The organism is Arthrobacter antibioticus (genome assembly GCF_030063205.1).
In the GTDB taxonomy this organism is placed as follows: Bacteria; Actinomycetota; Actinomycetes; order Actinomycetales; family Micrococcaceae; genus Specibacter.
Genome location: NZ_JASISQ010000001.1, coordinates 237152 through 249600, shown reverse-complemented (window position 1 = coordinate 249600; position 12449 = coordinate 237152). Strand labels below are relative to the sequence as shown.

At 54.3% G+C, this 12449-nt stretch carries 8 protein-coding genes and 2 pseudogenes; 8 read left to right on the top strand and 2 right to left on the bottom strand.

Annotated elements, in window-relative coordinates:
• Window positions 1–53 precede the first annotated feature (53 nt).
• Window positions 54–964, bottom strand: a pseudogene (locus tag QMG40_RS01105) (pyridoxal-phosphate dependent enzyme).
• 467 nt (window positions 965–1431) lie between these two features.
• Here QMG40_RS01105 and QMG40_RS01100 point away from each other — a divergent pair.
• The 3 genes from QMG40_RS01100 (at window position 1432) to QMG40_RS01090 (ending at window position 5644) form a co-directional block, all read left to right on the top strand.
• Window positions 1432–2745, top strand: a complete 1314-nt coding sequence (locus QMG40_RS01100) for a UDP-glucose dehydrogenase family protein (RefSeq protein ID WP_283527043.1) — start codon at window positions 1432–1434, stop codon at window positions 2743–2745.
• A gap of 418 nt (window positions 2746–3163) precedes the next feature.
• A complete protein-coding gene (locus tag QMG40_RS01095) occupies window positions 3164–3418 on the top strand; it encodes a DUF6480 family protein (protein ID WP_283527041.1) in 255 nt (84 codons plus the stop codon).
• Between the two features lie 888 nt (window positions 3419–4306).
• Window positions 4307–5644, top strand: a complete 1338-nt coding sequence (locus QMG40_RS01090; RefSeq protein WP_283527039.1) for an APC family permease — start codon at window positions 4307–4309, stop codon at window positions 5642–5644.
• 444 nt (window positions 5645–6088) lie between these two features.
• On the opposite strand, the gene QMG40_RS01085 is transcribed toward QMG40_RS01090, so the two are convergent.
• Entirely contained in the window at window positions 6089–6271 is a 183-nt protein-coding gene (locus tag QMG40_RS01085; RefSeq protein WP_283527037.1) for a hypothetical protein, read from the bottom strand.
• Window positions 6272–7065: 794 nt separating this feature from the next.
• On the opposite strand from QMG40_RS01085, the gene istA reads away from it, so the two are divergent.
• The 5 genes and pseudogenes from istA (at window position 7066) to QMG40_RS01060 (ending at window position 12162) form a co-directional block, all read left to right on the top strand.
• A complete protein-coding gene (gene istA, locus QMG40_RS01080; RefSeq protein WP_283528560.1) occupies window positions 7066–8742 on the top strand; it encodes an IS21 family transposase in 1677 nt (558 codons plus the stop codon).
• Window positions 8739–9560: pseudogene (gene istB, locus QMG40_RS01075) on the top strand (IS21-like element helper ATPase IstB). Before istA ends, istB begins: the two are co-directional and overlap by 4 nt.
• A gap of 307 nt (window positions 9561–9867) precedes the next feature.
• On the top strand, window positions 9868–10899 hold the full coding sequence (locus QMG40_RS01070) for a hypothetical protein (RefSeq protein ID WP_283527035.1): 1032 nt from the start codon (window positions 9868–9870) through the stop codon (window positions 10897–10899).
• The gene (locus QMG40_RS01065) at window positions 10896–11831 is read left to right on the top strand and encodes a hypothetical protein (protein WP_283527033.1); all 936 of its coding nucleotides are present in this window, start codon (window positions 10896–10898) and stop codon (window positions 11829–11831) included. Before QMG40_RS01070 ends, QMG40_RS01065 begins: the two co-directional genes overlap by 4 nt.
• Window positions 11824–12162: a hypothetical protein gene (locus QMG40_RS01060; protein WP_110499180.1), complete on the top strand. Its 339-nt coding sequence runs from the start codon at window positions 11824–11826 to the stop codon at window positions 12160–12162. Before QMG40_RS01065 ends, QMG40_RS01060 begins: the two co-directional genes overlap by 8 nt.
• Window positions 12163–12449: the final 287 nt, after the last annotated feature.

Below are 12449 nucleotides of genomic sequence, written 5' to 3'. Positions count from 1 at the left end.
AGGGTGCGTTACCGGCTTGGAGGATCCTCTACACCGACACGGGCGGGCGTTGCCTATTCAGGTTCGATGTGTAGTGCGGTCCGGACCCAATCGTCGTTGTAGACAGTCTGGAGGTAGGGCACACCACTGTCGTGAAGCATGAAAGCCACTCTTGATCCCTTATCGAGACTGGGAAGCAGTGCGCCCATGGCGGCCACAATAGCGCCTGTGGATGCACCAGCCAGGATGCCCTCATAATGTGCCAGCCGTCTACAGCCACGCACCATGTCAATTTCTTCAACTTGAAAGATAAGATCTGGCGTTGCCCAGGATGCCAACTCTGGGAGGATCCCTGCACCGAGTCCGGGTAGTCGCCTGGTGCCGGCCGTCCCGCCGAAGAGCACCGAACCAACGGAGTCAACAGCCACAATTTTGGTGCTCAAACCATGCTTTTGGACATATTGCTGACAGCCCAACAGAGTCCCGGTGGTGCTGGTCGCCACGAAGAGATAATCCAGATTTCCCCCTGTACCAGCGATGATCTCAGGCATGGTGGTATCAAAATGGGCACGGGGATTAGCCGGTGATCCATACTGGTTAGTGGTCACGGAACCGGGATGCTCTGCTAAAACTTCACTAACCCGACGTCGACGTGCGGCGAGTTTATTACCGTCCGCAGGAGTTTGCACAAGGTCCACTTTGGCACCGTAGGCTTCCATCAGCTCCAAGGCTAAAGGATTGGCATTTTCATCAACAACTGCGGTGAAGTTGATCCCCGCACCACGCACTGCCTTGCCAACGCGATCCCCAAATTCCCAGAGGTTGATTCAACGATCATGCCACCAATACCGAGCTGTCCTGATCCAAGAAGATCCTCAATCAACCCATTAGCAGTGCGCTCCTTGGTACTGCCAGCCAACTGGAGCAGGTCAAGTTTGGCGAATATCTCCAGGTCGGGGACATTAAACAGGCCGCTAAGCTTCACCGTCGGAGTCACAAAGGGCTGAAGCGTTCCTAAACTGTTCAATACTTCTCCTTAGCACCACTGAAAACCCTCATTTCTGATCGAGGGTCTCTGTGCCAGCCTATCCGGCTAGCTATTGACCGCGACTACAACACCGAACTGATTCTCACCCTGTGGGTGTTCGGTCAGTATAGAGCCGCCTACCATTAACGGACCTTTCTCTAGCGCTAGACATCACACCGTTGATCTGCAATATCGCAAAGATAAGGAACAAGAGACTACCTCGATATGAGGCAGTCATGGGATTTTCGCCCCGGGGCTCCTCCCGCACTTTCAGAAGAAGAGAGAAACTACGGACTATTGACCGATTACCCTCAGATCAGATTGAATCAGCAGCGAGAGCGCGAACAACAGCTCGGAGACAACGGATATAGCCCCCGATATCAGTGCAATTAGTAGTCGACGCCCCAACACGAGGAAGAAATAATATGGATATATCCGTGATCGGATGCGGTTACCTAGGAGTTGTGCACGCAGCATGCTTAGCCAAGCTCGGTCATAACGTCGTTGGTATTGATGTTGATGCGAGGAAAATCGGGCAGTTACAGGCTGGCCAAGCGACTTTCTTCGAGCCAGGACTGCCTGAAATCCTGCAAGAAGCCCTCAATAATGGCAGCTTGAGGTTCAGCACGGAAATAGCCGATGTCAAAGGCGCTCAGGTGCACTTTCTTTGTGTAGGAACACCCCAGCTTCAGGGCGAGTACGCCGCAGACATGCGCCATGTGGATGCAGCATTCCACTCAGTTCTTGAGTTCTTGGAGCCCGGAAACGTGGTCGTGGGTAAATCCACGGTGCCGGTTGGTACTGCAAGCCGGCTAGCGCAAGTCCTCAAAGGGCGGCAATCCAACGCCTTACTCGCGTGGAATCCCGAATTTCTCCGGGAAGGCTTCGCGGTAAAAGACACACTCTGCCCAGACCGATTCGTGTACGGAGTACCCGTCGGTGAAGAAGGAAACCACGCCATCACCGTGCTCGATGTTGTTTATGCTTCACCCCTGGCACTGGGCACGAGTCGTATCGTTGCAGATTACGCAACTGCCGAGTTAGTGAAATTAGCCGCTAATTCCTTTCTTGCGACGAAGATTTCCTTCATTAATGCCATGGCCGAGGTGTGTGAAGTAACCGGGGCAGATGTGACTGTGCTGGCGGATGCGCTAGGGATGGATGAACGAATCGGCCGAAAATTCTTGAACGCTGGCGCTGGTTTCGGAGGTGGCTGCCTGCCCAAAGATATCCGCGCTTTTATGGCCCGGGCAGGCGAGCTCGGAGCGGACCAAGTCCTGTCCCTGTTGCGTGAAGTCGACGACATCAACATTCGCCGTCGCATCCGCCTAGTAGAACTGACACGTACCATGGTGGGTGGATCCTTGATGGGCAAACGGATCACGGTTTTAGGCGCAGCGTTCAAACCAAATAGTGATGATGTCCGCGATTCACCAGCCCTCAGTATTGCCGCACAATTGCAGCTTCAAGGCGCCACAGTTACGGTGACTGACCCTCAAGCCATCGATGGTGCGCGACAGCGTTTTCCTGAACTCATGTACGAGGAAGACCTGGACTTGGCAATGAATAAAGCAGATGCATTACTACTGCTCACCGAATGGCAGCAATACAAAGACCTCACCCCAGAACATGCCGCGGAAGCGGTCACTTGCAAGAACATCCTCGACGGACGCAATGTCCTAAATCCTCAGACATGGCGGGCTGCTGGCTGGAAATACAAAGGAATCGGGCGGCCTTAGTTTCAACGCAGCATCCGAGCGTTCTTTGTTTGTGGTTGTAATGACGGGCTCTTCCAGTTACGCCGCTCTACTGACTCTCAGATTCAATGGATGCAGCCGCGTATCAAGCTAGCAACCGCGCAGTCACTGATAGTGGTTGACTGCACGCCGCACATTAGCGGAACGATTAGCGTTCTTCTCAGCGATCCCGCGGATACGAAGTCGACAAATCTAATGTGTTCAGCTATTTAACGTAATTCTGCACACTATTACTCTTCTGCCATGAAAGACCTTAGAAAAGACACTGCTGTGTAGACAAGAGGATGAGCACTTTCCACTTTCATGCCCTTGTGGAAGAGTACATTTCACCAAGAGTCAGTATCGACTGGTGGTGTGGTGTTCCGAACACCGGAGACGTTTTATAGAAAGATGGGCGACTATGGGTAGCAATCCAGATCCAGATCCTGTGGACGGCAAAATTACTGGTCTTGAACCAGGAGGTGGAGTTCCTCCGGGAGAAACTCCACCTGGGGAAGGCTCTGTCGCAGACCCCGTGAAACCTGAGGTAGCGCCCCTAGCCGGAAAAATCATCAATAAGATTTGGCTTGTGATCATTGGACTGGGTGTGGTGCTGGCGCTACTTTTCTTCGTAGGACGCATTTTTGGAGCTTTTGCCCTATTGGGCAGTAGCTAGCTGGACCAAGTAAATATTGAGCGAGCTAACTGGTTGAGTTTGATCTGTGCTGGAACATCGAAATATTTTTGCAGCAGGAATTGCTAGGTTCAACCGGAGCCTATGCCCCACCGATTCCATAGGTAGTTCTAGGCTGCTGGGCTCCAAAGTCTGTTCTCCTTGAGGTTGCGTCCGATGAACGTGTTTTTGTAGCTGACAATACAGAGCTTTGTACTGGAGTGAAATCTCGTAGATGTGTCACATAGTGAATAGCAGAACTTCGGTCATTTTCACGGCGCGGTCTAAGTCGTGATTGATCGATAGGCTCGAGAAGGCGACGCTGAGCTCAATCAAGGACGACGAATTCAATGACCGTGAAGGCCGCACAATGAAGCGGTAACTAGGTGGCGATGCTAAACCGACGGTTTCACTGGCATCGTTTCAATTGAGCTTGAGTGCCGCGGCGTCTCTTCGGGGAAGGGTTCAGAACCCCATGGGGTCTGTTGACCAATCTCGACCTGAATCTCTTCCCCAGAGGCAGCTAGAGAGTGCGTTGAGGTGTCTCCCCGTTGCGATGTTCTCGCGATGGGAACGGATGCGTCTCCTTGGTTTCGATCGATTTCTAATGGCGATGCTTGTTGCGCTGCATTGCGCCTGTCATTGGTCAATTTTAGTTGACTCTCGGATCTGGGTCTGGGGCTCTCCGTCATCATCACTCATTTTCCAGAATTGGACTGTGGAGCTACGCCATTAGATCTCACGAATGGTTTTGCTCGCGGTTAGGATTCAGATGATAAACGCCATAGAACCAGCCAGCAAGCCTTCGAAAGAAGATTCTGTGCTCACTGCAGGCGAATCTGCTGCAACTATCGGTAGCAAAATACACATTCCTACCCTTACACTCATCCCATGGAAACTCCGACCCAAGTGCAAGAATCGAAACTGAAACAAGCAATCACCGGACCTCTGCTGTACTTGTTCATTCTGGGAGATGTTTTGGGGGCGGGCATTTACGCACTTGTTGGCAAAGTGGCCGGCGAAGTCGGTGGTGCTATCTGGGTTCCACTACTTTTTGCTTTGTTGTTGGCCATGCTCACAGCCGCATCCTACGCAGAGCTCGTTACGAAATACCCAAAAGCAGGCGGCGCAGCGGTATTCGCTGAACGAGCGTTTAAAATACCGCTAGTATCCTTTCTGGTCGGATTTTGCATGCTAGCGGCCGGAGTTACTAGCGCTGCAGGTCTCAGCCTGGCTTTCACCGGAGACTACCTTAAACCCTTTTTAGACGTTCCCGCGGTACCAGCAGCGCTTGTATTCCTGTTCTTCGTCGCTTTGCTAAACGCGCGAGGAGTGAAAGAGTCCGTGAGAGCTAATGTGGTCATGACCGTTATTGAAGTCTCGGGGCTGGTTCTGGTCATAGTTCTGGTAGGCCTCATGGTTGGTCGAGGGGCGGGAGCGGTGTCACGTGTGATCGAATTCAACCCTGAGGTCTCTCCAGCGGTCGGAATTCTAGCCGCTTCACTCTTGGCGTACTACTCTTTTGTCGGGTTTGAGACCTCGGCTAATGTCGCGGAAGAAGTCCGTAACGTCCATCGGGTCTATCCGAAGGCTCTCTTTGGTGCACTGCTGACGGCCGGTGGGATCTACGTGTTGATCGGGTTGGCATCATCGATAGCTCTCTCACCGCGAGAACTCAATGAGTCCACTGGACCATTGCTGCAAGTCGTACAAGCCACTGGCTTCGGTGTGCCAGTTTGGCTCTTTGGGTTGGTGGCGCTGGTGGCAGTTGCCAACGGTGCCCTCTTGACGATGATCATGGCCAGCCGATTGGCATTTGGCATGGTCGAGCAATCCCTTTTACCCCGGGTGCTGGGCAAGGTGCTCCCCAAGCGTCGCACTCCGTGGGTTGCGATTCTACTCACGACCATAGCTGCAATGGCCTTAACTCTTACCGGCGATCTTCAATCACTGGCCGAAACCGTGGTGCTGTTATTGCTATTCGTTTTTATCAGCACTAATGCAGCCGTGCTAGTCCTTCGCAAGGATACGGTCAAACACAAGCACTTCCGCTCACCAACGGTGGTGCCATATTTGGCTCTGGCCTCATGCGGGCTGCTACTTTTTCAGCAGGGACCCGACATCTGGCTAAGAGCAGCTGTTCTACTGATCATCGGGTTCGTTTTGTATGTCCTCGTTAAATGGACAAGCCGGAAAAAATCTACTAAACGCCCACTCAGACATTCATAGGCCATATGACTCCGCACCCAGGTGCCCCAGCACTATCTAACTGACTAAAACGGTCCGAACGCTTGGCTCTAACGCCAATTGTGACCTAGAATACTCCTAATATTATGCGAAAGCTTAAAAAAATCTGGCACTTTCTCGTCCCAGCCAAGCGGCACCGTTCTCGATGTCAATGGTGTAGTTCTTAAACGTTAGATCATGAGATTTCGGATAGTCAGGAACTTACCGATGGCGATCGACAGCTTTGCACCCCTGTATAGCGAAAACCAACACCCCAATGGTTCCGCCCTGACATGTACCAAATGCCACACCGCAGTGCACTTGATACTTGAATGATTCGGCTCCAGCATTCCTCCAGTGAGTGGCCAGGTCGCCCTTGAATACAGCTGCGGAAAATGCGAGTCTTTTTACGCACACGACACTTCAGTACAAAGCGTCGCAAAGTTCTTACACACCCAGCCTGCGGTCCCTGACATCCTGAACGCCGGTGGTAAATACATCCACTGCGGTGAAGCCATGAAGGACGGAGAAATCAGTCCATCCGCTTTGAGAGTTCATGGCGATGATCGGATCCATGCCCCCGCCGTATCCATAGATAGCCCCATCTTGCACTGTCAGTGTGGATTCCAAATTTCAGTACCTACAGAGACCGGTACATATTGAGTCTCCCCGTTTATATGGAACAAGACCAACTACCGGCAACTTCTGTGATTCAGTATCCCCAAAGAGTGTCAACTCTTGGAGGAACAAGGTCTTCCGCTATCTGTGCACGATCCCACTGGTGGTTGACTCGGTGGCTCCATTGGGAGGATGGATGTCGATGTTGCTTGAACAGAAGCTGAAATGTCCACGAAAAGAACGCTGTTATCGAGTATGGATTGGGGAAATAGATTCGCTTTCAGACCGCTAGCTCAACCGTACATCCTGTTTCGAGCCTACCCATCCTATGGGGCAGTAAGAAACTCATAATGCGTCACGATGGAGTGACGCGCTTACCTATTTGGCTTACTGGTGGCACTGTTGCCAAATCCGAACGTTATCTGGCCACAGTCAACACTTTCCCCCTTTGGCGAATGAATCCACAAAGGTTCCCCTTGTGGCTCACCTTGGATTCAGGAACCGCCGCATCTCACCTACCCATCGGGCTCGGGACCGCCGCGGCGGGGAGGGATCCGGGTCAAATATATTGTGGTCACACGACTCGCGAACGAGTTCCTCAAGGTCGAGAATGAGAAAATCAAGGCCAAGACCATAACAAAATACGGCCGAGTAGACCTGCTGATTATGGCAGTTTGATTGGGTACCACTTTCGCAGTTTGTTTGGGACCCACCTTGCGGCTCGCCGGGTGATGAATCGCAGTTTCGGCTGAGCCCACCTCATCGTTGATTTCATCAGAATATTTTTCCAACGATGGAAGGCAGTGATGGAGTTGAGGGTGGAGATATTCGTAAGGATCCGTCGAGACGCCCGGGTCCAAGGGTGGTCAATTCGCCGGCTTGCACGGGTGCATCGGGTATCGCGACGAACTGTTCGTCAGGCTTTGGCTGCGGCTGAGCCTCCACCTCGGAGGGTTCCTGCCCGTTCAGCTCCGAAGCTGGATCGGTTCCGGGCGGTGATTGATCAGATGCTGATCGCTGATTTGGATGCTCCACGGAAACAGCGCCATACGGCCCAGCGGGTTTTTGATCGCTTGGTTGAGGAACATCAGGCGGTGATTTCGTATTCAACGGTGCGTCAATATGCGAAGGTTCGCCGGGCGGAGATCGCTTTCGAGGCCGGGAAAGCGCCGATAGAGGTCTTCGTTCCTCAGGAGCATGCACCTGGTGCGGAGGCTGAGGTTGATTTCGGGGATGTCTGGGTGGATCTTGCCGGAGTGCGCACCCGGTGCTACATGTTCGCTTTCCGTATGTCCCACTCGGGAAAATCGGTCCACCGCGTGTATCCGACCTGTGGGCAGGAAGCTTTCTTGGAGGGCCACATCGAGGCTTTTGAGACTCTCGGTGGTGTCCCTGCGAAGCACATCCGTTATGACAACCTCACCTCGGCCGTGACGAAAGTTATCTATGGTGCTGGCCGGCAACGGGTTGAGAACGAGCGCTGGGTGCTCTTTCGCTCTAACTATGGGTTTCATTCCTTTTACTGCGAGCCAGGGATGAAAGGCGCCCATGAGAAAGGTGGGGTTGAGGGGGAAGTGGGGCGGTTTCGCCGAAATTTCCTGACTCCGGTCCCGGTCGTGGATTCCTTGGTGGAGCTCAATGCGAAGCTGCAGGGCTGGGACGAGGGCGAGGATCAGCGCCGGATCTCTCATCGACTTCGCACGGTAGGGCAGGACTTCGCTCTCGAGGCGCCTCTGCTGGCGCCGTTGTCGGCAGAGAGCTTCGATCCAGGCCTGGCGCTAACTCCTAGGGTTGACCGTTCCTCGCTGGTTACCGTGCGTTCAGCGAAGTACTCGGTACCGGTGAGATTTATCAATCGGAAAGTCAGGGTATCCCTGCGCGCGACCGAGATAAGGATCTTCGATGGCAGGACCTTGATCGCCACCCACCCACGGACCGTGGCCAGGGGCGGGCAATGCGTGCAACTCGATCACTACCTAGAAGTCCTGCGGATCAAACCCGGAGCATTACCTGGATCCACCGCCCTGGCCCAGGCGCGTGAATCAGGAGTGTTCACTCCCGCCCATGACGCTTTCTGGGCCGCTGCACGAAGGACCGATGGTGACACTGCAGCGACGAGGGAACTCATCGAGGTATTGCTGCTCCATCGTTCCATGGAAGCCTGCGATGTCATCGACGGGATCACTGCCGCGCTTCTTGTCGGTGCCGTGAGCTCTGACGTTGTCGCTGTTGAAGCAAGGCGTGTGGCGTTCGAAAGGAATGCTGGGTGGATCCGCCCCGATTACCATCCCGGCGCAAAAGCCGAAGTCGTCGAGCACCGGGTTGTCAGTCTCACCCAACGCCGCCTGGCAGACCCGGCTGCTGTCATCGCTGGCCTGCCACCAGACAAGCGGCCGTTGCCCTCCGTGGCCTGCTCTGACGAGCTACTCAGACTCCGTCCCCAACCATCACCGCCCCCATCACCTAAGGAGCAGATTTCATGAGTCCCACTACCCCAGTCGTTGTCTCCCAAACTCTTCGTCGGCGCCGCGGCCTGACCGAACCAGCAGCCGTCGCGGCCGTTGACCAGGCCTGCCGACGGTTACGCCTGCCCACGATCCAGGCCGTGCTCGATGAAGCCCTGACCGTGGCCGGGACGGAACAACTCTCCTACCAAGGATTCCTCGCCGAGCTGCTACTGGCCGAGTGTGATGACAGGGACCGGCGCTCCTCCATCCGGAGGGTGAAGTCAGCGAATTTCCCGCGCGATAAGTGGTTGGGTGACTTCGACTACGAAGCTAAGCCAAACATCAACCCAGCCACGATCAACACCCTGGCCACCGGGGACTGTATCCGCAAAGGCCTCCCCTTGTGTCTCATCGGGGATTCTGGAACCGGAAAATCGCACCTCCTCATCGGCCTAGGAACCGCGGCGGCCGAGAAAGGATTCAGGGTCAAATACATCCTCGCCACCAGGCTCGTGAACGAGCTCGTCGAAGCCGAAGACGAAAAAGTCCTGACCAAGACCATCGCCAGGTACGGGCGAGTAGACCTGCTCTGCATTGACGAGCTTGGCTACATGGAACTAGACAAACGCGGTGCCGAGCTCCTCTTTCAAGTCCTCACCGAACGCGAAGAAAAAGCATCAGTGGCTATAGCGACCAACGAGTCCTTCTCTGGGTAGGCGAAAACGTTCACCGACCCACGCCTCTGCGCCGCCATCGTGGACCGGCTCACCTTCAAAGGCACCATCATCGAAACCGGCACAGAGTCATACCGACTCGCTCACACCAAAAACCAGCACCTCACCGACGCCAAATAACACGGTCCAGGTCGTTTCCCACCAAGCTGCGATTTCACAGCAGCATGGGTTTCACCAAGAACGCCAGTCTCATGTCGGGTCGTTCCACATGGACTTTTCGGTGACCTACGTATGAGCAGTATCCATGCGTTCCCACAGTGGGATACTCGATGCGTTGTGGGCTGAGTTACGCGTCGGTTATAGTTCTCATTACTGCAGTCCAGATGGTACACCGATGTATTTTTGGTCACGTTGCAGCCAGGTACTCGCACCTGTTGTTATGTTAACTTTCGGGGTGCTTCGCGTCTCAGTCCTGAGGGACAATCTTATGCGTACTTTGTTACTTCGTCATGTCCGATTGGCGGGAGTCCGATGGCTTGGAGCTATCGGACTTGCCGCCTCACTTGTCCTTGTCGCATCCGGGATTTCTGTCCCGGTGGCTAGCGCTGCGGAGCCCGTTGTGGTGACCGGCACGGCCGGGCTGTTCATACCACTACAAGGCCGCCTGGTGAGCACAGTAGTGCCCACTGGAACGACAAAGGCACCACTTGCTCCCTTGACACCCCGCACCATCCAAGTCGCGGGGCAGGTGGGGTTACCGTCGTCGGGAATCTCAGCGGTTCTCTTGACCTTTACTGCTAGCGAACCAGCCTTGCCTGGACAAATGTCGGCTGGCCCTGCCGACGGCGCCTTAAGCGGGGTCATGCGCTACGACGCAAACAGCCCTACATCCAACAGTGCCATCGTGAGCGTGTCAGCAACCGGAAAAATCCAGATCCAAGCGACCACGACAACCAACACCAACACCGACGTGCAAGGCTATTACACGTCCGGCAACGACGTTACGGCCGCGGGGGGTTATGCTCCCGTTGACCAGAGTCGAATCGTGGACACGATCAATGGTGTGGGACTGCCGAAGGCAACGATCGGCTCGGGACAGACAGTAACCATTCAGGTCGCTGGAAAGGCAGACGTGCCGGCAGGAGCGCAGGCGGCCTTCGTAAACTTTCAAGTCGATAACGCCACTACCTCCGCCGGTTATATTAATCCCTACGCCACGAACTCGACCAGTCGACCCGGCGTGGCGCTAAACTTCGACGGCGGTCCGTACACATCCATAGGTGCCATCGTGAAACTCGATGCCAACGGAGCCTTTAAGCTCTACCTCTCACAAGGGAACATGATCCATCTTTTGATGGAGGTTGGGGGCTACTTCACTGCCGGTTCTAGCAATGGAACATTCACTCCGGCGATTAGCAAACTGTATGACACCAGGGCCAGCGGCCACGTTGCCCCCGGGCAGACCGTGACGGTTGACGTCGGCGGAGTCGGTCCCATTCCCGGGGCTCCGAGGGTTTGACCGCTATGGTAGGCAACCTCACCGTTATCGATCCCGGTACTGCCGGCGGTTATGCTCGAGCCTGGGCATCCGGTGCACCTGAACCTAAAGACGTGGCCTCGTTGTCTTTTGGAACGGGCATCCACACGAACCTTATTACCGTTCCCGTTGGCGGGAACGACGAGGGAGCCATCCAGATTCACAATGTTTCACCCGACACCGTGGACTTCATCCTCGATCTCCAGGACTGGTATGCGGATCCCTCGGTAACCGAAATTGCCGTGGTTGGAGGCGACTTTGTCGTCGGGGAAACCTACGACAGCACTCAACTCGCAGCTCGAGGGTTCAGCCTGGCCCAAGTGGTCGCGATCGAATCCGGAGGATCACCCCTCACCGATGATCAGCTTTCCAAGGCCATGGACGTCACCAGTTTCGACGGCTCCAACCCCATCACCCCACTGCCTGGTGCAACCGCACTCGACGGCACCGTTTCCATCCCGCCAGAGGAAAACCAAGCCGCCACGGCTTTGGCCCTTACAGGGGGAGTGCAGTACTCGACTGTTTCCACGTGGCTCGATAACGGTAGACGGACTGTCTACCTTCGGTATGGGTATACAAGCACGGTAGCTGGCGGCGGATTCGGTTACAACAAGATTGCTCTATGGCACAATCTAAATATCAACGCAGTCAAGTTGGTAACACAGCACCCTGTGTCTAAGACGTATGTCGCTGGCCAGAAGTACAACTACGAGGCGTACATTTACCGGCACCTCTGTACCGGCTACGGCTGGTTTAGAAAATGCAAGACGGGAGGAGTGGTGGATACCGTGGTTTCAGTTGACTACCGAACGTCGCCACCCCAATTTGTCGGCACCTTCGGCGTCGTAACGGCATACTGTCAGGGCTACCAGCCCCGGTGCCCCAATTGGGTAAAGGCTGTCGCGAATGGCTGACAACGAATCCGAACCGCTGCCTCCAGAATTGTTTCTTATTGGGCAGACCGTTGCCCTCCGTTCATCTGCGGATCTGGATGCCAATGATATTTGGCATAACGACGGAGAGCCGCTGTTCCTTTACAGGGGCCATCCAGGCCGAATCACGGACCCCAATCTCATGCATATCCTGGTCGAGTGGGCAGGATTCGAAAATTCCGACTGGAGCCTTGCTTTTGGCTTTACCGCCTCTGCTAAAGGACCGTGCTCGGGACTGATGGCCATTACGGAAGATGAATACGACCGCCGGTGCAAGGAAATCGCCGCAGGGAAACGCCCTACGCTTGGCTAACACGAAATAGCATCAGCAGAAAATTGCATATGTACCTCTCTGCTCCGCATCAGTACGGATTGCCTCCGCCGGCATTCAGAGAGTTGGGGGCGCGGAGCAAAATGAAAAAGGGCCCCCAAAACTTTGGTGTGGCACTGACAAACAAAAAAAGACAGTGGATGTTGGGGCCAACCAAAAAAACAAAAAACCACCAAAAAGTTGCCCAACACAATTTAAAATAAAAAAACAAAAATACTAAGGCTTATATAAACACCCAAATAGTAACTAAAGTAAATAAAAAAAGTGAG

What these genes read in the sequence shown, in the direction of transcription:
- QMG40_RS01090 (WP_283527039.1), top strand. Translation starts at nt 4,307, where the DNA reads ATGGAAACTCCGACCCAAGTGCAAGAATCGAAACTGAAACAAGCAATC.
- QMG40_RS01060 (WP_110499180.1), top strand. Translation starts at nt 11,824, where the DNA reads ATGGCTGACAACGAATCCGAACCGCTGCCTCCAGAATTGTTTCTTATT.
- QMG40_RS01070 (WP_283527035.1), top strand. Translation starts at nt 9,868, where the DNA reads ATGCGTACTTTGTTACTTCGTCATGTCCGATTGGCGGGAGTCCGATGG.
- QMG40_RS01100 (WP_283527043.1), top strand. Translation starts at nt 1,432, where the DNA reads ATGGATATATCCGTGATCGGATGCGGTTACCTAGGAGTTGTGCACGCA.
- QMG40_RS01095 (WP_283527041.1), top strand. Translation starts at nt 3,164, where the DNA reads ATGGGTAGCAATCCAGATCCAGATCCTGTGGACGGCAAAATTACTGGT.
- istA (WP_283528560.1), top strand. Translation starts at nt 7,066, where the DNA reads ATGGAGTTGAGGGTGGAGATATTCGTAAGGATCCGTCGAGACGCCCGG.